This window comes from Rossellomorea marisflavi (assembly GCF_001274775.1).
Classification (GTDB): Bacteria; Bacillota; Bacilli; order Bacillales; family Bacillaceae_B; genus Rossellomorea; species Rossellomorea marisflavi.
The window spans coordinates 565,245-590,614 of record NZ_LGUE01000008.1; the positions used below are offsets into that span (position 1 = coordinate 565,245).

At 48.8% G+C, this 25,370-nt stretch carries 26 protein-coding genes; 4 read left to right on the forward strand and 22 right to left on the reverse strand.

What is annotated here, in order from left to right:
* Positions 1-40: 40 nt before the first annotated feature.
* The 5 genes from dnaB to AF331_RS20850 all read right to left on the reverse strand — a co-directional run bounded on the left by dnaB (position 41) and on the right by AF331_RS20850 (position 7,169).
* Entirely contained in the window at positions 41-1,393 is a 1,353-nt protein-coding gene (gene dnaB / locus AF331_RS20830; protein ID WP_048004594.1) for a replicative DNA helicase, read from the reverse strand.
* A 165-nt stretch (positions 1,394-1,558) separates the two neighbouring features.
* Positions 1,559-2,005 carry a 50S ribosomal protein L9 gene (gene rplI / locus AF331_RS20835; protein ID WP_048013888.1) on the reverse strand — a complete coding sequence of 149 codons (447 nt, stop codon included), beginning with the start codon at positions 2,003-2,005 and terminating at the stop codon, positions 1,559-1,561.
* Positions 2,002-3,975 carry a DHH family phosphoesterase gene (locus tag AF331_RS20840; protein ID WP_053429891.1) on the reverse strand — a complete coding sequence of 658 codons (1,974 nt, stop codon included), beginning with the start codon at positions 3,973-3,975 and terminating at the stop codon, positions 2,002-2,004. Before AF331_RS20840 ends, rplI begins: the two co-directional genes overlap by 4 nt.
* Before the next feature lie 27 nt (positions 3,976-4,002).
* Positions 4,003-4,980: a YybS family protein gene (locus AF331_RS20845; RefSeq protein WP_160316607.1), complete on the reverse strand. Its 978-nt coding sequence runs from the start codon at positions 4,978-4,980 to the stop codon at positions 4,003-4,005.
* 149 nt (positions 4,981-5,129) lie between these two features.
* Positions 5,130-7,169, reverse strand: a complete 2,040-nt coding sequence (locus tag AF331_RS20850) for a methyl-accepting chemotaxis protein (RefSeq protein WP_053429893.1) — start codon at positions 7,167-7,169, stop codon at positions 5,130-5,132.
* 139 nt (positions 7,170-7,308) lie between these two features.
* On the opposite strand from AF331_RS20850, the gene AF331_RS20855 reads away from it, so the two are divergent.
* Positions 7,309-8,268: an MBL fold metallo-hydrolase gene (locus AF331_RS20855; protein WP_053429894.1), complete on the forward strand. Its 960-nt coding sequence runs from the start codon at positions 7,309-7,311 to the stop codon at positions 8,266-8,268.
* 107 nt (positions 8,269-8,375) lie between these two features.
* On the opposite strand, the gene rpsR is transcribed toward AF331_RS20855, so the two are convergent.
* The 6 genes from rpsR to AF331_RS20885 all read right to left on the reverse strand — a co-directional run bounded on the left by rpsR (position 8,376) and on the right by AF331_RS20885 (position 12,259).
* Positions 8,376-8,612 (reverse strand): 30S ribosomal protein S18, encoded by a 237-nt coding sequence (gene rpsR / locus AF331_RS20860; RefSeq protein ID WP_048004588.1) that lies wholly within the window; start codon positions 8,610-8,612, stop codon positions 8,376-8,378.
* Positions 8,613-8,655: 43 nt separating this feature from the next.
* Positions 8,656-9,192 carry a single-stranded DNA-binding protein gene (ssb, locus tag AF331_RS20865; RefSeq protein ID WP_053429895.1) on the reverse strand — a complete coding sequence of 179 codons (537 nt, stop codon included), beginning with the start codon at positions 9,190-9,192 and terminating at the stop codon, positions 8,656-8,658.
* Positions 9,193-9,247: 55 nt separating this feature from the next.
* On the reverse strand, positions 9,248-9,535 hold the full coding sequence (gene rpsF, locus AF331_RS20870) for a 30S ribosomal protein S6 (protein WP_053429896.1): 288 nt from the start codon (positions 9,533-9,535) through the stop codon (positions 9,248-9,250).
* A gap of 208 nt (positions 9,536-9,743) precedes the next feature.
* Positions 9,744-10,844 (reverse strand): redox-regulated ATPase YchF, encoded by a 1,101-nt coding sequence (ychF, locus tag AF331_RS20875; RefSeq protein ID WP_053429897.1) that lies wholly within the window; start codon positions 10,842-10,844, stop codon positions 9,744-9,746.
* Positions 10,845-11,123: 279 nt separating this feature from the next.
* Positions 11,124-11,321: a DUF951 domain-containing protein gene (locus AF331_RS20880; RefSeq protein WP_048004584.1), complete on the reverse strand. Its 198-nt coding sequence runs from the start codon at positions 11,319-11,321 to the stop codon at positions 11,124-11,126.
* Between the two features lie 14 nt (positions 11,322-11,335).
* Positions 11,336-12,259, reverse strand: coding sequence for a mechanosensitive ion channel family protein (locus tag AF331_RS20885; protein WP_053429898.1), 924 nt, complete (start codon positions 12,257-12,259; stop codon positions 11,336-11,338).
* Positions 12,260-12,473: 214 nt separating this feature from the next.
* On the opposite strand from AF331_RS20885, the gene yyaC reads away from it, so the two are divergent.
* Both yyaC and AF331_RS22670 read left to right on the forward strand, forming a co-directional pair.
* Positions 12,474-13,091, forward strand: coding sequence for a spore protease YyaC (gene yyaC, locus AF331_RS20890; RefSeq protein WP_053429936.1), 618 nt, complete (start codon positions 12,474-12,476; stop codon positions 13,089-13,091).
* A gap of 96 nt (positions 13,092-13,187) precedes the next feature.
* Positions 13,188-13,364, forward strand: coding sequence for a hypothetical protein (locus tag AF331_RS22670; protein WP_160316608.1), 177 nt, complete (start codon positions 13,188-13,190; stop codon positions 13,362-13,364).
* A gap of 266 nt (positions 13,365-13,630) precedes the next feature.
* On the opposite strand, the gene AF331_RS20895 is transcribed toward AF331_RS22670, so the two are convergent.
* The 7 genes from AF331_RS20895 to mnmE form a co-directional block, all read right to left on the reverse strand.
* Positions 13,631-14,338 (reverse strand): DUF554 domain-containing protein, encoded by a 708-nt coding sequence (locus tag AF331_RS20895; RefSeq protein ID WP_053429899.1) that lies wholly within the window; start codon positions 14,336-14,338, stop codon positions 13,631-13,633.
* Positions 14,339-14,409: 71 nt separating this feature from the next.
* On the reverse strand, positions 14,410-15,249 hold the full coding sequence (locus AF331_RS20900; RefSeq protein ID WP_053429900.1) for a ParB/RepB/Spo0J family partition protein: 840 nt from the start codon (positions 15,247-15,249) through the stop codon (positions 14,410-14,412).
* Positions 15,242-16,003 (reverse strand): ParA family protein, encoded by a 762-nt coding sequence (locus tag AF331_RS20905; protein ID WP_053429901.1) that lies wholly within the window; start codon positions 16,001-16,003, stop codon positions 15,242-15,244. Before AF331_RS20905 ends, AF331_RS20900 begins: the two co-directional genes overlap by 8 nt.
* Positions 16,004-16,170: 167 nt before the next feature.
* Positions 16,171-17,034: a nucleoid occlusion protein gene (noc, locus tag AF331_RS20910; protein ID WP_053429902.1), complete on the reverse strand. Its 864-nt coding sequence runs from the start codon at positions 17,032-17,034 to the stop codon at positions 16,171-16,173.
* Positions 17,035-17,138: 104 nt separating this feature from the next.
* A complete protein-coding gene (rsmG, locus tag AF331_RS20915; RefSeq protein WP_053429903.1) occupies positions 17,139-17,855 on the reverse strand; it encodes a 16S rRNA (guanine(527)-N(7))-methyltransferase RsmG in 717 nt (238 codons plus the stop codon).
* Between the two features lie 14 nt (positions 17,856-17,869).
* A complete protein-coding gene (gene mnmG / locus AF331_RS20920; protein ID WP_053429904.1) occupies positions 17,870-19,762 on the reverse strand; it encodes a tRNA uridine-5-carboxymethylaminomethyl(34) synthesis enzyme MnmG in 1,893 nt (630 codons plus the stop codon).
* A gap of 45 nt (positions 19,763-19,807) precedes the next feature.
* Positions 19,808-21,193, reverse strand: coding sequence for a tRNA uridine-5-carboxymethylaminomethyl(34) synthesis GTPase MnmE (mnmE, locus tag AF331_RS20925; RefSeq protein WP_053429905.1), 1,386 nt, complete (start codon positions 21,191-21,193; stop codon positions 19,808-19,810).
* Positions 21,194-21,609: 416 nt separating this feature from the next.
* Between mnmE and AF331_RS20930 the strand changes: the two genes are divergently transcribed.
* Positions 21,610-22,161, forward strand: coding sequence for a GNAT family N-acetyltransferase (locus AF331_RS20930; protein ID WP_053429906.1), 552 nt, complete (start codon positions 21,610-21,612; stop codon positions 22,159-22,161).
* A 520-nt stretch (positions 22,162-22,681) separates the two neighbouring features.
* Here AF331_RS20930 and jag read toward each other — a convergent pair.
* The 4 genes from jag to rpmH all read right to left on the reverse strand — a co-directional run bounded on the left by jag (position 22,682) and on the right by rpmH (position 24,852).
* On the reverse strand, positions 22,682-23,299 hold the full coding sequence (gene jag / locus AF331_RS20935; protein WP_053429907.1) for an RNA-binding cell elongation regulator Jag/EloR: 618 nt from the start codon (positions 23,297-23,299) through the stop codon (positions 22,682-22,684).
* Positions 23,296-24,090 (reverse strand): YidC family membrane integrase SpoIIIJ, encoded by a 795-nt coding sequence (gene spoIIIJ, locus AF331_RS20940; RefSeq protein ID WP_053429908.1) that lies wholly within the window; start codon positions 24,088-24,090, stop codon positions 23,296-23,298. The genes jag and spoIIIJ overlap by 4 nt, the downstream gene beginning before the upstream one ends.
* A gap of 143 nt (positions 24,091-24,233) precedes the next feature.
* Entirely contained in the window at positions 24,234-24,608 is a 375-nt protein-coding gene (rnpA, locus tag AF331_RS20945; protein WP_053429909.1) for a ribonuclease P protein component, read from the reverse strand.
* A gap of 109 nt (positions 24,609-24,717) precedes the next feature.
* Positions 24,718-24,852, reverse strand: coding sequence for a 50S ribosomal protein L34 (gene rpmH / locus AF331_RS22075; RefSeq protein ID WP_079513904.1), 135 nt, complete (start codon positions 24,850-24,852; stop codon positions 24,718-24,720).
* Positions 24,853-25,370: the final 518 nt, after the last annotated feature.

Consider the following 25,370-nt stretch of genomic DNA (forward strand, 5'->3'; position numbering starts at 1 on the left):
ACTCAAAAAAAGAGACCCGGCCAAAACCGGATCTCTCCCTCTAAGCAGGAGCATCATCAAATCGACGCTCCAGATTCACGAACTTATTGTATTCTTTCACGAACGCCAGTGAGACGGCGCCAACGGGACCGTTACGCTGTTTGGCGATGATGATTTCGATGATGTTCTTGTTCTCTGATTCTTTGTCGTAGTAGTCTTCTCGGTACAGGAAGGCGACGATGTCGGCATCCTGCTCGATGCTTCCGGATTCACGGATGTCGGACATCATCGGGCGCTTGTCCTGACGCTGCTCGACTCCACGGGAGAGCTGGGAGAGGGCGATGACGGGTACTTGGAGCTCACGGGCGAGCCCTTTGAGGGCACGGGAGATTTCCGATACCTCTTGCTGACGGTTTTCGCCGGCGCGGCCGCTACCTTGGATGAGCTGGAGGTAGTCGATCATGATCATACCGAGTCCCTGGTCCTGAGCGAGGCGGCGGCACTTGGAACGGATTTCCCCAACTTTGATACCAGGTGTATCATCGATGAAGATACCGGCGTTGGAGAGGCTTCCCATGGCCATGGTGAGCTTCCGCCAGTCCTCGTCACTCAGGTCACCCGTACGGAGGTTCTGGGCGTTGATGTTCCCCTCTGCACAGAGCATACGCATGACGAGCTGTTCTGCTCCCATCTCGAGACTGAAGATCGCGACATTTTCCCGTGCCTTGACGGCGACGTTCTGGGCGATATTCAGGGCGAAGGCGGTCTTACCCATGGAAGGACGGGCTCCTACGATGATGAGATCATTCCGCTGGAATCCGGCGGTCATGTGATCAAGATCGGCGAAGCCTGTCGGGATTCCCGTGACGTCCCCTTTTCGGTTCGTCAGGATCTCGATGTTGTCGTATGTTCGGACAAGGACGTCCTTGATGTTGTGGAAGGCTCCGGCGTTTTTCCGCTGGGCGACTTCCATGATGTTTTTCTCGGCTTCTCCCAAAAGGGCGTCGACTTCATCTTCGCGGGCATAGCCGTCTGAAGCGATGTCGGTGGCGGTGCGGATCAGTCTGCGGAGAAGCGACTTCTCTTCGACGATCTTGGCATAGTATTCGATGTTGGCTGCCGTCGGGACGGAGCCGGCCAGTTCACTCAGATAGGCTACTCCGCCCACATCTTCGAGTTCCTTGGCGGCAGCTAGTTCTTCCGTGACCGTGATCAGATCGACGGCTTTCCCTCCGTCACCGAGCTTCAGCATCACATTGTAGATCTTTTGGTGGGAATGACGATAGAAGTCCTCCGGTATGAGGATCTCCGATGTCGTCGTCAGAGCACTTGGCTCCAGGAATACCGCACCCAGTACGGCCTGTTCGGCTTCGATGTTCTGAGGCGGGATCCGGTCCTGAAACATTTCGTTCATTGTATATGACCTCCTGCACGAGGAATTCTTGGTTTCCACTATAGGCTGATGTTTGAGGCATGTATCGTTTACGGAAAAAAAGTGACCTGGACCGAATCCAAATCACCTTTTTTCAATCTAGTACTATTTTAACATGTTTTCGTTGGAAATGAAGATGTCAATCTCTTACTCTTCTGTGACGTGGACCTTGAGGGTAGCTGACACATCAGTATGGAGCTTGACCGGTACGTTCGTGAATCCAAGGGCGCGGATCGCATCGTTCATCTCGATTTTGCGCTTGTCGACTTTGATGTCATGCTGTTTTTTAAGGGCATCGGCAATCTGCTTGCTCGTGATGGAACCGAACAGGCGGCCACCTTCACCGGATTTCGCTTTCAGTTCGACCTGAAGCTCTTCCATGGCTGCTTTCAGCTTTTTCGCTTCGTCGAGTTCTTCCTGTGCGATTTGCTTTTCTTTGTTCTTTTGACCTTCAAGCTGGCTGATGTTGGCGTTGCTTGCTTCTACCGCCAGGCCTTTTTTGAGAAGGAAGTTATGTGCGTAGCCATCTGCCACGTTTTTCACTTCTCCTTTTTTACCTTTACCTTTTACATCTTTTAAGAAAATGACTTTCATAGTTCTCTTCTCCCTTCGAAATAATCATCTAGTGCTTCTTTCAGAAGTTTTTCGGCTTCTTGGACCGTTTTATGTTTCAGCTGGGTGGCGGCGTTGCTCAAGTGGCCTCCGCCTTCAAGATTCTCCATGATGATCTGGACGTTTACATCACCAAGGGATCTGGCACTGATGCCCACCGTCTCCTCATCCCGCTTCGAGATGACGAAGGAGGCGATGACACCGTCCATGGTCAGAAGCGTGTCGGCTGCCTGGGCGATGAGGACGGGGTCGGAAACGACCTCGTCCGGCGCATGGGCTATGGCGACACCGTCCCGGTAGAACTCCACGGTTTCAATGAGGCGGGCCCGTTTGATATATGTGGCCACGTCCTCCTTGAGGAACTTCTGGACAAGGACCGTATCGGCTCCCTGCGCCCGCAAATACGAGGCAGCATCGAACGTCCGGGATCCTGTCCGGAGGGTGAAGCTTTTCGTATCGACTATGATACCTGCGAGAAGCGATGTCGCTTCCAGCATGGAGATCTTCTCGTGCTTCGGCTGATACTCCAGGAGCTCTGTGACAAGCTCTGCCGTCGAGGAGGCATATGGCTCCATATACACAAGGAGAGGGTTCTGTATGAAGTCCTCGCCACGTCTGTGATGGTCGATGACGACAACCTTGTCCACCTTGTTCAGGAGGCGTTCCTCGATGACAAGGGAAGGCTTATGCGTATCGACGACGACGAGCAGCGTATCATCCGTCGCCATCTCGAGTGCTTCCTCAGGCGTGATGAAACGGCTGTGAAGATCGGTGTTGCCTTTGATTTCCTTCATGAGGCGCTTGACGCTGTTGTCGATTTCGTTGAAATTCAGCACCACATACCCGTCACGCTGGTTCATTTGGGCCACTTTGCGGATTCCGATGGCCGCTCCGATCGCATCCATATCGGGATGTTTATGCCCCATGATGATGACCTTGTCGCTTTCCACCATGATTTCCTTCAGGGCATGGGAGATGACGCGGGCACGGACACGGGTCCGTTTTTCCATCGGGTTCGTTTTCCCGCCGTAGAACTTGACCTTCCCGTTCGTCTGCTTGATGGCGACCTGGTCTCCTCCGCGGCCGAGGGCAAGATCAAGGCTCGACTGGGCGAGGGTACCGAGTTCCGGCAGGGATGATACGCCGGTCCCTACCCCGATGCTCAAGGTGAGGGGGACGTTATGCTTGGATGTGGAATCGCGGACATCATCGAGGATCCCGAATTTTTCTTTCTCAAGAATCTGAAGGACTTTATCGTTGATGACGGCGATGAACCGCTCGGACGATGTTCTCTTAAGGAAGACACCGTATTCCTGGGCCCACTTGTTGAGGTTGGATGTCACCAGGCTGTTGAGGCTACTCCGGGTCTGGTCATCCATCCCCTGGGTGAGCTCATCATAGTTATCCAGATAGATGATGGCGATATTTGTTCGTTCTTCATGATACTGCTTCTCGATCTCCTTCTGTTCTGTCACATCGAAGAAATACAGCAGTCGTTCTTTCAGTTTTAATACAACATGATATTTCCGTTCATTGATCGTCACGATTTCCGAGTCTACCTCTTGCTTGATCAAGGGGACAAGTGAGTCCGCCACATCATAAAGGGATCTTCCGACGACGGTATCCTCGTTGAAACAAGAAGCGAGGAATGGATTGGTCCATTCTATGTAGTACTCGTCATTGATCAGCATGATCCCGATCGGCATCTCCATGAGCGCTTCTTCACCGACGCGTTTGACCCTGTAGGAGAGGGTGGAGATGTACTCTTCCGTCTCATCATGTGACCTTCCTTCGAAATAGAAGGCAAGGAAGAAGACAAGTCCGAACACGAGGAGCCCCGCAAGCGCAAGGATCCAATTATAAAACACGATTGCTACCAGTAAGAGAAGCGTTAATGCAGCAAGACCGTACAGTGGGTAGCGGATCATTCGCTTATTGAAATAAGAAGGCATACTGTCAGCTCCTGCAACAAATTTTTTCTATGACTTATTCTTTAAGCGTTCTCTGAGATCGAATCCTAAGTCAATTATACCTAAAATCCGGACGAGAGAAAGGAGTGGGATTGAAATAATGGTCACTACTACCATTAAACCTTTCGACCAATTTTTCATGTGGCCGAAGAAATAGAGGAACGAAAGCCCTTGAATGGTGAACAGCATCCCAAGGATGATCTGTACATTGATGATGGCGCTGAATGTAAACGATCCGCTCTCGGGCTGAATGACCAATGATAGCACAAACAATATGATGTAGTACCACAGGATGCTCTTTGGGAACTTCCAGTCCCGGAACCGGAGGAACGATGGGACATTCCTTCCGAGGCGCTTCATGATCGGGAAGCTGATCGCCAGGATGAGGAACGTGTATAGTGCAGCCCCGATCGCAAATGAGGCCGGCGTGGTCACGTTCATCAATTTAAGCAAATTATCCATCTGCTCAAGCTTTTTGTCATCAGGCTGGATGAAACCAAGATCGGTCATCGCTGCATAATTCCGATGCACCACAGTCTTCGCCATGTCCAGGCTCTCCTTGATGACATCCATCCCAAGCAGTTTAATGGAGATTACATAAGCGACTACGGCATTGATGGTGGTCACCAAGGTTCCGAGCAAAAGGATGTGGGTTTTCTGTATATCCGATTTTATCGCCCAGCCGATGGCCGTCCCGAGGGAAGCGCCCAATACACCGAAGCCCAATCCGGGGAAACCGCCGAACAAGAACGAGATCCCAATGCCTACGAACAACATCACCATCGCATCACGATGGGCGAATTTTTGACTGTAGAGCATGAACGGTAGCGGCAGGAAAAGCACGCCTACTACGGATATAACAGGTGTATATAGCGTAAACAATAGAAACACAGTAAAGATGGCCACCGAGATGGCGCCTTCTGTGATGATGCGGGCATTTTTCACTTCATTACTCTCCTCGCGAAATACATACAATAGTATCATCATATCAATTTTGGAAGGGAATTTCATCTTATGGACTCTTCAGTCATTTCCCCTCTAAATAGGATGCGTATAAACCCGGGCTTTGAAACGTTTTAAGATCACAAATAAAACGGCCGGACCATGGGAGCATCCCCGTGTCCGGCCGTCATCGTTTATTCTGATTGGGCGATCTTGAAACGGTCGATGGCCGCCTGGAGTTCCTGGCTCAGGTCGGTGAGCTGTTCGGCTGCCGCTGTGATGGATTGTACGGCCTTCAGCTGCTCATCGGTGGACGCATTCATCTCTTCACATGACGCAGCCGTTTCTTCTGCCGCTTCTGCCATGGCTTTGATGACGGTGAATACCTGATCTTTATCTCCATTGATCCCTTCGATTCCCTCATGCATATGTCCGATTTCTTCATTGATGGTCCTCATTACCTCTGCATTCCGGTCAAACACATGATGGGTTTCATTCAACACGCTGAGCTGGGCGTCGAATGTGTCTTTGGTCAGCTTCATTTCTTCCACTGCCTGGTCGGAACCTTCCTGGATCTCCTTGATCGTGCGCTTTACGCTCTCCGTCGCCTGGACGGATTGATCCGCAAGCTTTCGTACTTCTTCTGCCACGACGGCGAATCCTTTTCCGTGCTCTCCTGCACGAGCAGCCTCGATGCTTGCGTTGAGGGCAAGGAGATTGGTCTGGGAGGAAATGACCGTGATGGTCGCCATCACGTTTTCGATATTCTTCACGTGATCCCCGAATCCGAGGATCACCTGTTGCATCGAGTCCAAATACTGCTGGGACGTATCATACGCCCCGCGAAGCTTGGAAATTTGATTCATACCCTGCTCATTGCGCTCGCCTACCTCATCGGCAAGCTCCGACATTTTATGGGACTGTGCGTAGATATGGTCGATGCTTTCCCCTAGGCTTTCAGCACCACTTTGAGCACGCTCGGAATCAGAAGCCGTTTCAGAGGCGGTCCTGGCGATACTTGAAATGGCCGAGGCCATCTCTTCACTTGACGCATGCGTCTCCTCAGAGACGGCGCTGAGACCTTCAGCAGACTGTCTCACATGGAGGAAGGCATGCTGTACAGTCTGAAGCGTCGTGGAAATCGAATTGATCATTTGGTTGAAGTCATGAGCAAGACGGCCTGTTTCATCCGTCGCCTTCACATCGGAACGCTTTGTCAGATCGCCCGTTGCTACATGTTTCACCGTTGCCTGAAGTGATTTCAGCGGTCGGGTCATCTTTCTCGAGACGATGGCGATCACCACAAGGAGGACAGCCAGGGTGATGAGTCCCGTCACAAGGAGCTGGCGCTCGATATCTTTTGCATTGCCAATGATGTTATCCATCGAATAGACGGCACCTGTCTTCCAGCCTGTGCCGGGGATCGTGTCATAAATCATGACTTTTTGTTCCCCTTCGAGGGTGTAATGGATGATCCCGCTCTCATCCGTGGAATCCAGCATCTTTTTGATGAATGTAAAGGACGATAGATTCTCTCCTCGCCTTGTAGGATGGACGATGGCGGTTCCATTCTCCCCGATCAGCACGGCATTGCCGCCGTATCCCAACTCCATGGAAGAAATCCGCTCCGTCAGCTTCGATAGATTGATATCGACACCGATGACACCGACAAGTTTGTTATCCACCAGGATGGCCTTGGAAGCCGTGATGATGTCCTGATTGGTGGCTGTATCCACATACGGGTCGCTCCAGTTTACATCGTTCTGTGAAGCTGCAGCAGCCTTGAACCAATCCCGTCCTGTGGGATCGAACCCTTCCGGCAATTCAGCCTCGGGAACAATGAAAAGGTTCTTGTTCGGAGAAGCAATATAGATAGAGGTCGCTTCATCATAGAGATCGATATAATTATCAAAGTCCTCCTGTACACCTTGAGTAAGCTCTTCTTCCGATTTTCCGTTCTTATTCCCCGTCATCTTGAAGGCTTCATATTCTAGCAGCCCTTTCGACTTTGAGTACTGAATGAGGCTCTTCTCAAACTGGCCGAGGAAGAGCTCGACAGAATCACCCATTTCGCCCGCGACGGTGGTCGACTGTCGGATCACTTCATCCTCCGTCTTCGACCGGGTTTGCCACGATGTAATCGCAAATATGACTGCCAATGATAAAACGAATAATGTCGAAAACACCCCTGTTAACTTTGTTCGAATCGAAAGGCCCTTCTTTTTCTTCTTCACCAAAACTCACTCCAGACACTGCTTAGTATTGGTTGTATCGGCAGAACGGGGAAGAGGTTGAGTCTTTCTTACTAAAAATATGGAATTTTCTAATATTTATAAGGGGTATTGGTATGATAGAGATAAAGGGGGCGTATACATGAATCCAATTGAAACGGCATTTTTTACTATACACTTGCTCTGCGAAGGCGTTTACGAAGTGATTGCCAAACCTGGGCAGGGTGCATGGAGTAACGCAGGGATCATTGATTTAGGAGGGAAAACCCTCATTTTCGACACCATGTCCACACCGTCGGCAGGATACGAACTTCGGACGCAGGCCGAACGATTGACAGGGAATACGAAAATGGAGGTAATTAATAGTCATTTCCACGGTGATCATATGTTTGGAAATCAAGCATTTGAAGGATTTCCGATCTATTCTACAGCCATCACGAAGCAATGGATCAAAGAAAAGAACGATGTGGAGGACCTTGATTTAGAACGAGAAGAAATGAAAGCCTATCTACACGGCATAGAACAACGTATAGCGCAGGAGGCGGATCCGGTATTGATCGAGAGCCTTACGCTACAAATGGAGGAAATGACGCTTATCCTACATGACATATCGCGCTTGAAACTCTTCTTACCAGATAGAATTTTCGATACCGAGCATGTATTCAATGGTTATCTCAGAGAAGCGGTTATCTGTTGCCACGGGGGCGGTCACTCACCTAGTGATTCCTATCTATACCTCCCACAAGATTCTGTCTTATTTGCAGGGGACCTGATAACCCGAAAGCTGCACGTACCCATCTATGATCCCGTTTCGTATCTTGCCTTGATCGAAGAGATTGGAGATTTGAAGGTGGAAACCTATGTACCAGGACACGGGGATTCAGGAGGAAGGGAGCTACTCGATTCTATGAAGGGTTATCTCACCATGCTCCTGGAAAGAGCACAGAAGGCACATGATAGGGGAATTCCAATGGAGACATTCGTGAAAGACTTTGTGCACCCTCCTGAATATGCGGAATGGCTCGGCATACATGGCATTCAAGGTAATCTTCGCAAGGTGTATGAGTGCACTTCCATCATTCGAACTGAAATGAACCCGTAGAAAATCGGATGTAAGAGTCTCTTCTTTTATGCTAGATACAATGTAACGTGAAAGTGAATCTTGCGCACAAAAAAAGACATCCTCCAAAAGAAGGATGTCTCTCTTATTTATTCTCCGCTTACGTATGGAAGCAATGCCATTGTACGCGCACGTTTGATTGCACGAGTCAATTTACGTTGGTACTTAGCGTTTGTTCCAGTTACGCGACGTGGAAGAATTTTTCCACGTTCAGAGATGAATTTTTTAAGAAGTTCCACATCTTTGAAATCGATGTGAGTAATTCCGTTTGCTGTGAAGTAGCATACCTTACGGCGTCTACGTCCACCTCTACGTCCTCCTGCCATGTTTTTCGCCTCCTATCCTTTTAAAAGTCGGTATCGTTCGCTCTTAGAATGGTAGATCATCATCGGAAATGTCGATCGGCTGACCGTCATTTGCGAATGGATCTTCATCTACGCGAGTGTAGTTATTGTTATTATTGTTGTTGCGCTGTTGTTGATTCTGATTCTGGCCGAATGAGTTACCACCTTGGTTACCCTGTTGGTAACCACCACCGCCGCCAGAATAGCTTGGGCTTCCGCCGCGATCTCCACCTTGATTCGCACTGCGAGGCTCAAGGAATTGAACGCTTTCGGCCACGACTTCCGTCATGAACACGCGTCGTCCATCCTGACCTTCGAAGTTACGGGTCTGGATTCGACCGTCAACGCCGGCCAGGCTTCCTTTCTTAAGGAAGTTCGCTACGTTTTCGGCAGGTCGGCGCCAAACAACACAGTTAATAAAATCTGCTTCCCGTTCACCTGATTGATTCGTAAAAGAACGATTCACTGCCAGTGTGAATGAGGCAACAGCCACTCCGCTTGGAGTATATTTTAGTTCAGGGTCTTTGGTTAATCGGCCCACTAATACAACTCGGTTCATCATCAGAATCAACCCCTTCCTTCTATTGCTAGAAGTGTATATCTATGAAACGTTCGAATTATTGTTCGTCTTTTACAACGATATGACGGATAATGTCGTCACTGATCTTAGCCAAACGATCGAACTCGTTTACAGCTTCAGAGCCAGCGTTGATTTTCACCAATTGGTAGAAACCATCACGGAAATCGTTGATTTCATACGCTAAACGACGTTTACCCCAATCTTTTGACTCGATGATCTCCGCGCCGTTAGTAGTCAATACGTTATCAAAACGCTCAACAACTGCTTTCTTTGACTCTTCGTCAACGGTTGGACGGACGATGTACATAACTTCGTACTTTCTCATCTGAATGTCACCTCCTCGTGGTCTATGCGGTCCTTTCTTTACGAAAGAACAAGGAGCAATGCGTTCATTACTCACGAATTAAAATTATATCATAGGGATTGTCCAATTGCAATAAGCTGGGGGAAAAAGACAGATTACCAAGGTACATGACCGAAGTCTTTATTTCCAAAGCAAAAAGCCCCGAATCTCCATTCGGGGCTGAGTGATCTTATACGTTGAAGCGGAAGTGAATGATGTCTCCATCTTTCACCAGGTACTCTTTCCCTTCAAGACGGACTTTCCCTGCTTCCTTGGCTGCACTCATAGTACCTGCGGCTACAAGGTCATCGTAGGAAACCGTTTCGGCACGGATGAATCCTCGTTCGAAGTCGGTGTGGATGACACCGGCACATTGAGGAGCCTTCATGCCTTCACGGAAGGTCCATGCGCGGACTTCCTGTACGCCTGCCGTAAAGTAAGTGGCAAGTCCAAGAAGGGAGTAGGTCGCGCGGATCAGCTGATCGAGTCCTGATTCTTCGATACCAAGCTCTTGAAGGAACATGGCTTTCTCTTCATCATCAAGCTCGGCGATTTCTGATTCGATCTTCGCACAAACAACGATGACTTCCGCGTTGTCTTCACTCGCAAATTCGCGTACCTTTTGCACGTACTCATTGTCTTCAGTATCAGCAATCTCGTCTTCGCTGACGTTTGCCACATAAAGGACAGGTTTAGACGTCAACAAGTGAAGCTGTTTCACGTATTTTGCCTGTTCTTCATTGAATTCAGCCGTACGGGCAGGCTGCTCGTTTTCGAGGACTTCTTTCAGTTTGGAAAGGATCTCGAATTCAAAGACCGCTTCCTTGTCCTTTTGTTTCGCCATTTTTTGGACCTTCACGAGACGCTTGTCCACGGTTTCAAGGTCGGCAAGGATCAACTCAAGGTTGATGACCTCGATATCTGCGATCGGATCCACTTTCCCCGCTACGTGAGTGATGTTATCATCAGCGAAGCAACGGACAACCTGACAAATGGCGTCAACTTGGCGGATATGAGAAAGGAATTTATTCCCAAGTCCTTCCCCTTTGCTTGCACCTTTCACGATTCCTGCAATATCGGTGAATTCAAAAGCGGTCGGAACCGTCTTCTTCGGATCCACAAGCTCAGTCAATTTATCCAGACGATGATCGGGTACTTCTACAATCCCTACGTTGGGATCGATGGTACAGAACGGGTAGTTGGCAGATTCCGCACCCGCTTTAGTAATTGCATTGAACAACGTAGATTTACCGACGTTCGGCAGACCTACAATACCAGCTGTTAAAGCCATATCGGTCACTCCTCCTGATTGATTACCTATCTATTCATATCTCTGTCATCATGACAGCTTCATACCTGAATGACGACCGTACAAACGGTCGAACCTTTCACAATTATAGAGATAATGGGGGAAAAAGACAAGTGATGCTCCACTGATGCCACAGCGTAAAACCCCTGTCCCGCTCCCCGGGAAATAAAAAACAGCCTGCCGGTATACGGTAAGCTGTTTTTGTGTGTAAAGACACACTGATTGGGATTATGGATCATGCCAGCTGGGTACTTATCAGTATCAGCTTTCTGATGAGCTAAGGACTTTTTTCATCTTTTTGGAAAAATCCTTCCGGGGGATCATTACGCTATGGCCGCAGCCCTCGCATTTGATCCTGATATCCATCCCCATGCGAATGATTTTCCACTCATTGGTGCCGCATGGATGGGGCTTTTTCATTTCCACCACATCATTTAGTGCGAACGTCTTCGCCTCCATGGACGCATACCTCCTTAGTCTCGTTCAACCTGCTTTTGTTTTTTCTGAAGTTCTTCCTGTACATCGTCCTCATCGTTGCGTGAATACATGACCATGCGTGGAAGAGGGATTTCGATCCCGTTCCGTTCGAAGCATTGCTTGACTTCCTTGCGGAGGACCCTGGCGATGTACCAGTGATTCATCGGTGTCGTCTCGGCGACGATCCTCATCATCACATCGGGCGCCCCAAGGGTCTGGATACCGAGAAGCTCAGGCGGATTCACAAGTTCCTCATATTTTTGAGGGAGCGTGAGGAGGAGCTCCTGTAAGACCCGCTCGGCCTTGTCGATGTTCTCTTCATACGCAATGTTGACGTCTACGACCGCCACGCTGTTATGAACGGAGAAGTTGGTGACTTCAGCTACGTTGCCATTCGGGAATATATGTAATTCACCGGTCCAACTTTTTATTTTCGTCGTACGGAGCCCGATTTCCTCCACCGTTCCTTCGGCAGAACCAATTTTCACATAGTCCCCTACAGAGAACTGATCCTCGAAGATGATGAAGAAACCGGTGATGATATCGCGCACAAGGTTTTGGGCACCGAACCCGACGGCAAGACCGACGATTCCCGCACCAGCGATCAAGCCTTTTACATCTATTTCCAGTGTCGACAGGATCGTCATGAGTGAGATGAAGTAAATCACATAAGTCAACACATTTTCCAATAGTTTCAATAACGTGGCTTCGCGGCGTTCAGAGAATTTGATCGGTGAACGCGACCTTGCCTTAAAGACGTTGCGAATCGCAGACCTTCCGACACGAAGAGCGATATACGTAATAACCATGATGGCCACGATTTTAAGAGCGCCGAGACCGAGTGAAGTCCACAGCTGATTATCTGTTAATGTTGATACTGCTTTTTGAACTGATTCCTCAATTTTTGTCTCTGTTGCCATGATCTCAACAGCCCTCCCTTATTAGAAGTACCCTTTATTTTAACAACTTTCCCTCTCCATGAATAGATATAACCTCGATCTGAAAAGAAGTTTAAAAATTTTTATCATATGAAAAAACTGCCCCGATTATGTATGAACGACGGCGATTGTCCGTATACTGTTAAAAAGCGGTAAACATGCCTGGACGATAACGAGGAGTAAGGGAGTGGTAGTGATGAATCTGAAACGAGGACTTTTCGACCGCAAGACCGAACCATACAGGGTCTCTTATGAAGATGAAAATGCGGCACTGGATCTTTCCGTCCACCTTTCAGCCATGCTGCCCATCCTCTACCGGACGCGACCGATCGTCTTCATATGCATCGGGACAGATCGTTCCACGGGCGACTCCCTCGGTCCATTGATCGGTACCCTCCTGGAAGATCGGGGTTTAGAGACCTTCCACGTATACGGGACCCTGGATGATCCCATTCACGCCGTCAATCTGGAAGAGAAGATGGCGTATATCCACTCCATTCATAAGAATCCATTCATCATCGGAATCGACGCCTGTTTAGGCCGCCTCAAAAGTGTCGGGGCAATCCAGCTCAGTCATGGGCCGCTCAAACCCGGTGCCGGAGTGAATAAGGAACTTCCTGAAGTCGGCAATATCCACCTGACCGGGATCGTCAACGTGAGCGGCTTCATGGAATTTTTCGTACTTCAGAATACCCGGCTCAGCCTCGTGATGAGAATGGCGAAAATCATGGCCGAGTCGATCGCCCTGGCTGCCGAAACCATCGAGCGCAGGAACGCTGTGAGCATCGAAAAATGGCGGGAAGAACTGCAATAGGAGGACGGTCCGGATGCGGACTGTTTTTTTATGGATATTTTTTGAAACTACCATTCCGTTCTTTCGTATATACAAGGTAGAAAGGTGGAGATTTAAATGACCATACTCTTACTTGTTAAAATTGCACTTGGCACTCTCTTAGTAGGCTTCATTGCACACACGATCAAAACGGCTTATTCAAGGGAAAAAGACGTGAATGCCAACTGGCTCCTATTCCTATTGGCAGTGGAAGCAATCGCCACACCGGCGTACGGATTATTCTTAACGGTCTGAATAAAAAGAAGAGCTTGTTAGAAAAACAAAAGTCCGTTTATATATCTGTGTAGATTCTTTATACCGCTCATGATTTCCGTGCAAGACTACGCTTTCCGCGGGTAGCCCGTGAGCCTCCTCGGCAAGCCTGCGGGGTCTCACATCAGCTANCACTCCAATCATAGAAAAAATTTCATGTAAATGTTCGTGAAACAAATGAAAAACCCGAACTAATTTGCTTTAACGTAGGGGAATTAATTCGGGTTTTGCTATGACTGAAGCACTCTTTACGCTTGATACAGATGAAGGAACGAGACGATCACTCCGACGACCACAATTCCAGGAAGAAGATTAGCCACCCTGATCTTGGTGATTCCGACCAGATTGAGTCCGATGGCAAAGATCATGATGCCGCCTGTCGCGGTCATTTCAGTGATGAAGGCGTCCATGAGCTCCTGTGGGACGAAGCGGTGGATCTGGGTGGCGAACAACGCGATCGTGCCTTGATAGAGGATGACCGGCACAGCTGAGAACATGACGCCGATTCCAAGAGTCGTGGCAAGGATGATGGAGGTGAATCCATCGATGATCGCTTTTGTGAGCAGGACGTCATGGTCTCCCCTGATCCCGCTATCGAGGGCACCGATGACGGCCATGGCCCCGATCACGAAGATCAGGGTGGCCGTGATGAATCCTTGCGAGATGGAGGTATCTCCCTTCGTACCGATTTTCCTTTCAAGCCAATCCCCGAGGGCATTGAGCTTGGAATCAAGGTTCATCCATTCTCCAAGGGCCGCACCGACTGCAAGAGAGATGATGACGATCAGGAAGTTTTCACTTTTCAATCCCATCTGCAGTCCTAGGACCGTCACGGCAAGGCCGATTGCCTTCAATACCGTATCCTTCACATTCTCCGGTATGCGGTGAAGGAGTTTCCCTAAAAGCGTCCCCAGGATGATACATATTCCGTTGATGATCGTACCGAATAACACCATTTTTTCTTTCTCCCATCGCTTTCGACAAAAAAGAACCGGCTCGAAGGGATTCCCTTCAGAGCCGGACTCCATCAGTCGTGTTGTTGAAGAAGATCGAGGATCCGTTCAAGGTCTTCTTTCGAGAAGAACTCAAGCTCGATCTTTCCTTTTTTCTTTGATTGCTTGATCGTGACCGTCGTGCCGAACCGTTCCCTGAGGCGCGTCTCCTGCTCCTCAATGAACACATCCTTGCGTTCTTTTTTCTTCGTTTCACGTGAAACATCGTCGTTCAGTTCCTGTACGAGCTTCTCAAGCTGACGAACATTCAGGGAATCCTTCATGACCCGATTGACTAGCTGGGTCAACCCTTTCTTGTTCTTCAGTCCAAGAAGGGCCCGGCCGTGCCCCATCGTAAGCTTTCCATCTGAAATCAGTTCCTGAACGGGCTGTGAGAGCCCAAGAAGACGGATGTGGTTGGCGATATGGGGACGGCTTTTCCCCAACCGCTTTGCCAGCTCCTCCTGCGTGATTCCAAGCTTCTCCATCAGCATCTGATAGGCGGCAGCTTCTTCGATTGGCGTCAAATCCTCTCGCTGAAGGTTTTCCAGTACGGCCAGTTCCATCATCTGCTTCTCATCAAGCTCCCGTACGACAACAGGGACCGTCTTGAGCTCCGCCGCTTTCGCCGCACGATAGCGACGCTCACCGACCACGATTTCATAGCCTTTGATGGATTTCCGTACGATGATCGGCTGGAGGATCCCATGCTCCTGGATGGAGGCCTTCAGCTCTTCGATCGCCTGGGGCTGGAAGATCTTACGGGGCTGATACGGATTCGGACGGAGATCCTTCAGCTTCACTTCCTGAACCGTTTCCTCTTCTTTATTTGCCGTGAACAGGGCATCAAGTCCCTTTCCCAAACCTTTAGCCACTCATCGCCACCTCCTTCGCAAGTTCTAAGTACACTTCCGCTCCTCTGGACTTGGCATCATAGATGATGATCGGTTCCCCATGGCTCGGTGCTTCGCTCAATCGGACATTGCGCGGGATAATGGTGCGGTACACTTTATCCTGGAAGTATTTCTTCACTTCCTCGATGACCTGGATGCCGAGATTCGTACGGGCATCAAGCATCGTCAACAGGACACCGTCGATCATCAGATCGTGATTCAAGTGCTTCTGAACAAGACGCACGGTGCTGAGAAGCTGACTCAAACCTTCCAGTGCGTAGTATTCACATTGAACAGGGATGATCACCGCATCCGAAGACGTCAGGGCATTGATGGTCAAGAGACCCAGCGATGGCGGGCAATCGATGACGATATAATCATAATCGTCCTTCACTTTTTCCAGTGCCTTTTTCAAACGGACTTCCCTTGATATGGTCGGTACCAGTTCGATTTCAGCACCGGCAAGGGAGATGGTGGCTGGTACGATATCCAGATTCTCGACCTTTGACTGCTTGATCGTATCCTTCACTTCCACGTCATCCACAAGAACATCATATATGCATTGTTGCACGTCCCCTTTTTCCACACCGGCACCGCTCGTAGCGTTTCCTTGCGGATCTATGTCGACGAGCAGGACTTTCTTTCCAATATAAGCTAAACAAGCCCCCAGATTGACGCTGGTCGTGGTCTTACCGACTCCGCCTTTCTGGTTTGTAACGGCTATGATTCTGCCCAAGGTTGTCACCTACCTAGTTTTTTTCACAGTATTCTTCTATTCTAACAAAATTCTCGGAAAATTGTCTGGCAATTTTTATTATGTTGCGCCTTCCCATCGACTATGATCGCCAAAATCCCACAAAAAAAAGTGAGAACTGCCTGATTACAGTCTCTCACTCTATGATTCTATTTCTTTTTTGGGATGCGGATGGTGAACTGATAGAATTCCTCATGTTCTTCTTCCTCGGCATCCAGGTTGATCCCGCTGTCGGAAACCATATTCAATGACTGGCGGATCGTGTTGACGGCGATCCTCATATCTTTCGAGAAGGCTTTGCGCTTCGGCTTCGGCTTTTTGTCCGAGGATTCCTGCATTTTGTTCACGCGGTCTTCCGTCTGCTTCACATTGAGGTTCTTCTCGACCACCTCTTGAAGAAGCTGGACCTGTTTCTCCGCATTCTTCAAAGGAATGAGTGCGCGGGCATGGCGCTCGGTGATCTTCTTATCAAGAAGGGCACCCTGAACCTCTTCGGGGAGCTTGAGGAGACGGAGCTTATTGGCCACCGTCGACTGTCCTTTCCCCAAACGCTGTGCAAGGGCTTCCTGGGTCAATTCATGAAGTTCGAGAAGCTTGCCGTACGCGATGGCTTCCTCGATCGGTGATAGCTCTTCGCGTTGAAGGTTCTCGATCAGCGCGACAGAGGCTGTTTCCGTGTCATTCATATTCTTCACGATGGCAGGGACCGTTTCCCAACCGAGTTTTGACACCGCCCTGAATCGCCGCTCCCCGGCAATGATCTCGAATTGATCCTCGCCGAATTCCCTTACCACGATAGGCTGGATGATGCCGTGTATATGGATCGTCCTCGATAACTCTTCTATTTTATCATCATTAAAAATCGTCCTAGGCTGGAAGCGGTTGGGTACGATCTGAGAGACTGGAATCTTCTTCACTTCATCCCGATCTTCCACTACTGCTGATTCTGTTGATTCTTCCGGCTCTTGCTCCTTTTCACCCAGACCAAAAAAACGAGAGAAAGGATGCTTCATCTTCCTACACCACCTTTAAGAAACTCCCTTTAATACTATTCTCTAAGAAATGACAAGTTCCTGCCTTATTCCCATGACATTTTCCGTAGTACTACGTCAGTTTTCTATTCTAATGGTAATTTATTCGGTGTACCAGGCTTCCTGGGATACTTATTCGGTGTATCTTTCACTTTCTTGATCTGAACGATCGTGCGCTCACTGTTCTCTTCAGGAAGGAGGAAGGAATCGACCTGCTCCGTCTTCCCGCCGAGGGTCGTGATGGCTTTCTTGGCTTTATCCATCTCATCGTTCACACTGGCAGCCTTCATGGCAACGAAATAGCCGCCCTTTTTGACAAGGGGCAGGCAGAGCTCGCTGAGTACGGACATTCTGGCAACGGCACGTGCCGTGACCATGTCGTATGCTTCACGATGATCCTTATTCTTACCGAAGGTTTCTGCACGGTCGTGATGGAAGTGTGTGTTCTCAAGTCCCAGCTGATCTGATAGATGATTCAGGAACGTGATGCGTTTGTTCAGTGAATCCACGATGGATACATGCAGATGCGGGAAACAGATTTTGATCGGAATGCTTGGGAACCCGGCCCCTGCACCGACATCACAGAGGGAAGTGATGGAATTGAAATCAACGTAAAAAGCAGCAGAGATGGAATCATAGAAGTGCTTGAGGTACACCTCTTCTTTATCCGTGATTGCCGTCAGATTCATCTTTTCATTCCACTCGACCAATAGCTCGTGGTATTTCTCGAATTGTGCCAGCTGCTCAGAGGAAAGGGAAATCCCCTTCTCCTCGAGACCGGCTTGAAATTCATTGATATTCATGCGCAACCCATCCTTTATTGATCACCTGATACTTTTGCAATTTTCCCCTGTTCGATGTATACGAGAAGGATGGAAACGTCCGCAGGATTGACTCCGGAAATACGGGATGCCTGGGCAAGTGACAGCGGCTGTACTTCAATCAGCTTCTGTCTCGCTTCGGATGCCAGACCGCTGATCTTCGAATAATCGATGTTTTCAGGGATCCGCTTGTTCTCCATTTTCTTCATCTTGTCGACCTGCTGAAGGGATTTTTCGATGTATCCTTCGTATTTCACCTGGATCTCCACCTGTTCTTCCACTTCTGGATCAAGCTCCAATTCATTCGGAACAAGGGATTTCATATGAGAATAGTTCATCTCCGGACGTTTCAGAAGATCCACTGCAAGGATCCCGTCCTTCAGTTCACTTCCGCCTGCTTCACGGATCACGGACTGTGTCTCTTCCGTCGGTTTGATGCGGGTAGACTTCAGGCGCTCTTTTTCCGCTTCGATCAGTTCTTTTTTCGCTGTGAAACGGCCATAGCGCTCGTCTGAGATCAGTCCGATTCTGTGACCGATATCAGTCAGGCGAAGGTCGGCGTTGTCATGACGGAGAAGGAGACGGTATTCTGCCCTCGAGGTCAAGAGACGATACGGTTCGTTCGTACCTTTTGTAACAAGATCATCGATCAGCACACCGATATACGCATCGGAACGGCCGAGGATGACTTCCTCTTTATCAAGCGAGCGGCATGCGGCATTGATTCCTGCCATCAGTCCTTGTCCGGCTGCTTCTTCGTAACCGGATGTTCCGTTGATTTGACCTGCTGTATAAAGATTCCGGATTTTCTTCGTCTCAAGGGTAGGCCATAGCTGGGTCGGTACGATGGAATCATATTCGATGGCATAGCCCGGACGCATCATTTGGACGTTTTCAAGACCAGGGATCGTCGAAAGGATCTTCTGCTGCACATCTTCCGGCAGGCTTGTGGAAAGACCTTGAACGTATACTTCCTGGGTATTGCGGCCTTCAGGCTCAAGGAAGATCTGATGGCGCGGTTTATCGTTGAAACGGACGACCTTATCCTCGATGGACGGGCAGTAGCGAGGGCCAGTGCCTTTGATCATGCCGGAATACATCGGCGAGCGATGAAGGTTATCATCGATGAGCTGATGCGTCGTTTCATTCGTGTAAGTCAGCCAGCACGGAAGCTGATCCGTGATGTACTTCGTGGTTTCATAGCTGAACGCCCTTGGTACATCATCGCCTGGCTGGATTTCCGTTTTGGAGTAATCGATGGTCGAACCGTTCACCCGTGGTGGTGTTCCGGTCTTGAATCGCACCGTATCGAACCCGAGTTCTCGCAGATGGTCCGCCAGACGGATCGATGGCTGCTGATTGTTCGGACCACTGGAATATTTCAATTCGCCGAGGATGATTTCTCCGCGAAGGAAGGTCCCGGTCGTGATGACGACCGTCTTTGCCCGATAGGCGGCACCGGTCATCGTAACGACACCTTTACACTCACCGTCTTCCACGATGAGCTCTTCCACCATGCCCTGCATGAGGGTGATGTTCGGTTCATTCTCGATCGTTTTCTTCATTTCGTTTTGATATGTGAATTTATCGGCCTGGGCACGCAGCGCGCGTACGGCCGGACCTTTACCTGTATTGAGCATCCTCATCTGGATGTGGGTCTTATCGATGTTGCGCCCCATTTCGCCGCCGAGGGCATCAATTTCCCTTACGACAATCCCTTTTGCCGGTCCGCCGACAGATGGGTTACATGGCATGAAGGCGATCATATCAAGGTTGATGGTGACCATCAGCGTTTTCGCCCCCATGCGGGCGGAAGCAAGTCCAGCTTCCACTCCGGCGTGTCCAGCACCAATGACAATGACATCATACTGTCCTGCGTCATATTGCATGGTGATTTATCCTCCTTAAAGGATCACATGATCCTATATACAAATTTATTTCCCTAGGCAGAATTGTGAGAACAACTGATCGATCAAGCTGTCGTGGACACTTTCCCCGATGATTTCACCGAGAAGCTCCCACGTTCTTGTCAGATCGATCTGGGCAATGTCGATCGGTATGCCCATTTCTACATTTTGAATCGCTTCGTTGATGCTTGTCGACGCCTGATGAAGCAGGGCGATGTGACGGCTGTTGGAGACATACGTCATATCCCCCGCCTCGATGGACCCATCAAAGAAGAGGGATGAAATGGCTTCCTCAAGCTCATCCACGCCTTCTTCCTCGATCAGGGCCGTCGTCACAAGCTTGTGGTTGGCAGCAAGTGCTTCCACTTTCTCCAGGTCGATCTTCCTCGGAAGATCCGTCTTGTTCACGATGACAATGACATCCATTCCCTTGACGGCTTCAAATAATTGCTCGTCTTCGAATGTGAGGTCGTCCGCATGATTGAGGACAAGGAGAATGAGATCTGCTTCCTTCAATACCTGTCGTGAACGCTCGACGCCGATCCGTTCGACGATATCCTCCGTCTCCCGGATACCTGCCGTATCGACGAGGCGGAGCGGTACACCCCTGACGTTCACATACTCCTCGATCACATCACGCGTCGTTCCGGGAATATCCGTCACGATCGCCTTATTTTCGTGGACGAGGCTATTCAATAAAGAACTCTTCCCGACGTTCGGGCGGCCGATGATGACCGTGGACAGCCCTTCACGGAGGATTTTGCCCTGCTCGGACGTCTTGATGAGCTTCTCGATCTCATCCCTGACATAGCTCGATTTTTCTAGGAGCACGCTGTGGGTCATCTCCTCCACGTCATCATACTCGGGATAGTCGATATTCACTTCCACATGGGCGAGGGTCTCGAGGATTTCCTGGCGTAGCTTCTGGATCAGCTTGGATAGGCGACCTTCCATCTGATTCAACGCCACATTCATGGCCCGGTCCGTCTTCGCCCTGATCAAATCCATGACGGCCTCCGCCTGGGACAGGTCGATCCGTCCGTTCAGGAAAGCACGCTTTGTGAACTCTCCCGGCTCAGCCAATCTCGCACCGTGCTTCAACACAAGCTGAAGCACTTTATTGACCGATACAAGACCTCCGTGACAGTTGATTTCAAGGACGTTCTCACGCGTGAAGGTTTTCGGTCCCTTCAGCACGGACACCATGACCTCTTCCACCACCTGCTCTGTCGCGGGATCCACGATATGACCGTAATGGATCGTATGGGAGTCCAGTTCCGTCAGCGGCTTGCCTTTCTTGCCCCTGAACACCTGGTCCCCGATCGCAAAAGCGTCATCTCCGCTCAGACGGACAATGGCGATCGCCCCTTCCCCCATCGGAGTGGAAATCGCCGCAATCGTATCGAATTCCATATGAGTCACCTCTCTTTCTTCTCTTCTTACATCTATAAAAAAATGGCTGTCTTGTTCTAGCAGCCTCTATCATTAAGCAGTGTTTCCCCAAATTATTAGAATAGCACAAACCGATTTAAACCTAAAGAACGGAAAACTGGCAGATACGTCAAATTATCCACAGCCCCATTCTTTCATCCCTCTCATTTTAACTTATCCACATGTGAATAACAATAAACGGCAGGTGAAATTGGCAGGATTGTCACTTATCCAGAGGGCAGACGCAAAAACATCGGGCCCCTTCTGTTGTGGTTTGGTAAAATATAGGCATGGGTAACCCCTCGGATATCGCCTTACAAATATACATTTTTAAAGAAACTAAAATATCCCTGCGGCCGAACCGATACTATAGCCAACCAGGAAAGGAGCAATACATCATGTTCACCTACAAAATCGATCACGATCTATCATTGAAACTACTTGAACCCCAGGATGCCCAGGCGCTTTTTGAGCTGACCGACAAATCCCGCTCCCACTTGAAAGAGTGGCTGCCATGGCTGGACTTCACCACCAAGGTGAGCGATACAGAAGAGTTCATTGCCGGAACAATGAAGGGATATGCCAACCGCAGCAGTCTATCCGCTGCCATCCTCTATCAAGGTGAAGTGGTCGGCACGGCCGGATTCAATAACATCAACTGGTCCAATAAAACCGCCTATATCGGATACTGGCTCGGCGAAGGCAACCAGGGGAAAGGGATCATGACCCGGGTGGTCAGTACGTTGACGACCTACGCTTTTGAACATTATGCACTCGACAAAGTCGAAATCCGCGCGGCCGTCGGGAATCAAAAAAGCCGGGGAATCCCGGAACGACTCGGCTATATCAAAGAAGGGACAATCCGCCAGGCAGAATGGCTTTATGACAGGTACGTGGATCATGTGATTTACGGAATTCTTGCAGATGAATGGAAAGAAAAGAGTGAATGATAGGGTTGTAATGCCGCGCGGGTTTTTGATCCGGGCGGCTTTTTGTCTGATTGGGGGTTTTTTGATGGGAAGGGGTGGTGACGAAATTTGTCGAAAGGGTTGAAACGGGATGTAGCGGAGACGATTTTTAGGGGTTTGCACCATTGAACAGGTTAAAAAAAGGGAGATTTCGTCCCATTCGGCTACTTTTTTCGGAAGAGCCAAGATTTTATTACCGACTTTTTCAATTTTACTATCAACTTTTCGAGTTTTTCTATCAACTTTCGGCTTTTTTCTACCAACTCTCACCTTTTCACCCGTTTCTACTACCAACTTTCCGGATTTATTTTCAACTTTCAGCCTTTCCGATCAACTTTCACTGTTTATTTCCAACTTCCAACTTTTATGGTCAACCCCACCCCACGTCCATCACCAACTCCAACACTCCCCACTCGCACCACCACCCGCCATCCAATTAAAAAAACGACCCCACCGGGACACCCACTCCAACGAGTGCGTCCCAACAGGGTCATTTTGTTCTTTATTTCGGTGAAATCACAATATATCGATTCGGTTCACGGCCTTCCGAGTGGGTTTCCACATCGGTCTGGTTCACGAGGGCAGCATGGATCACCTTGCGCTCGTAGGATGGCATGGCCTCGAGGGAAACGGGACGATTGATACGGAGAGCCTTGTCGGCAAGGCGCTTCGCAAGATTCGATAAGGTTTCCCTGCGGCGGGCCCTGTAATTCTCAGCATCGAGCAGGATGGTGACGAATTGGTCAGACGAGCGATTCGCCACTAGCTGGGCAAGATGCTGAAGGGCGTTCAGGGTTTGTCCCCTTTTGCCGATCAGAAGGGCCATTTTCTCACCGGAAATATTGAATTCCACTTCTCTCCCGCTGCGCTTCTCTTCAATCGACGCTTCCACGCCCATTTCTTTGGCGACAGCTATCAGGAAGTTCTTCGCTTCTTCCACGGGATCGATTGTTTCCTTCACTGCCACGACGGCAGGTTTTCCTCCGAAAAGACCGAAAAAAGCTTTCTTTCCGGGATCGATGACCGTGATTTCGGCACGGTCCTTTGTGATGTTCAGTTGAGACAAGGCTGATTCAATGGCTTCTTCCACCGTTGGACCTGTCACATTCACTTCTCTCACTTCTTCTTGCCCCCTGATTGGGCAGTGGCCTTGGCCGCTTTGACTTCTTTAATATCAGGACCTTTGATGAAATACGTTTGAGCAATCATGAATAGGTTACCTACAACCCAGTATAGGGAAAGGGCCGCAGGGAAGTTGATGGCGAAGATGATGATCATGACCGGCATGATATAAAGCATCATGGCCATTTGCGGGTTTTGATCTGCTGTTCCTGCCATCATCAGCTTCTGCTGGATGAAGGTTGTCAAACCGGCAATCAACGGAAGCGCATAGATCGGATCCGGGCTTCCAAGGTCGAACCATAGGAAATTGTGTTCCTTGATGGCTGCTGTACGACTGATTGCGTGATAGAAACCGATAAGGATCGGCATCTGAACGATCAGCGGGAAACATCCTGCTAGTGGATTGACGCCATGTGACTGGAACAACGCCATCGTTTCCTGTTGAAGTTTTTGCTGTGTTTGTGCATCTTTGGAGCTGTATTTCTCACGCAGCTTTTTCATTTCCGGCTGCAGTGCCTGCATGGCTTTAGAATTTTTCGTTTGCTTGATCATTAATGGTAGAATCGCTAAACGGATGATCAATGTGACGATGATGATGGCCAGACCATAAGATCCGAACCCGTCCAATTTCTCTCCGAAGAATGTAATTAATTGTGACAAAGGATAAACAATGTACTCGTTCCAAAAACCGGTACTATCTGAGTTGATCGGCTTATTATATTCTGTACAACCAGATAGAATAGCCATTAGCCCAACAATTGACATCAGGGCTATTATTCTCTTTTTCACCCTCTATTTCCTCCCAACTAATAAGTAATCAAGTGTGATAAAGGATGCGGTTACATCCTATTATGACAAAAGATAGAATCTTTCGTATTGTAACATCTTTTCACAGGTTTGTGCTGAGCAATCCTGTGCATCCCGCAAATAGTTTATGACTTTTTACGAACATTTTTGCCATAAGAACCCCGCTTCAATACTTTCCCTCTATTAAGAACGTGCGTGAGGCTGCTTTTCACCTCATGGAAGTTCATGTCGGCCGCCGGTTTCCTGGCGATGATTAAATAATCGTACTGATCTTTCACTTCTTCCCTCAATTCAAGGAACGACTGGCGCACATACCGTTTGATCCGATTCCGGCATACGGCATTGCCGATTTTCTTACTCACCGAGATCCCGATCCGGAATGGCTGAGGCTCATCCTTTTTCAAAAAATACAAAACGAACTGCCGATTGGCAAATGACGTTCCTTTTTTGAAGATGTCCTGAAACTCTTCATTCTTTTTCACTCGTTGTTCTTTGCGCATGAATCACACCTAATTTTCTAAATGGTTTTCCCTGCTCAATCTTGCCCAACTACATGGCCTTTCAATCACATGGATAGAGAAAAAAAGACCACTGAGTCAGTTCAGTGGTCTAAGCAGATAATACTTTTCTTCCTTTGCTACGACGACGAGCTAAAACATTACGGCCGTTTTTAGAACTCATACGTGCGCGGAAACCGTGTACTTTACTTCTTTTACGCTTATTTGGTTGAAACGTTCTTTTCATCTATGACACCTCCCTGAAGGATATCTTTATAAGTTAAAGACATTCTTCACCATTATAAAGATGCCCCCCATCAAAAGTCAACACCGTTCTCATATTATTTTATAGTGGGGAAATGTGGCATCGATTTTCCCCGAAAAAATCTTCTCGCGAGTCCCGATGAGATCCTCCTGCCCAAACATTCATCTTCTGCAGGCGGCATGTAATGAAAAAACTTCTACCTCCTCCAGAATGGAAGATCTTTTTTTCCTTCTACAAACATCATCCACGATTCCCCTAAAACGTCTCTGTGGATAGATTTCGACACCCTTATAAATTATCCACAACACATACTGACAACTTTTTCACATATTCTTTGCCTGTGGACAAATTTATTCCACAAGGGAAAGGGGTTGTGGATAAAATTTTTAAAGCATTGCACCGCTTAGGATATTTTGATATGATTATTGTGTTTTCACTCTTAATAACGTGAATGACCAAATATGTTTATCCACAATTTGTGGATAGTTTGTGGGTAACTT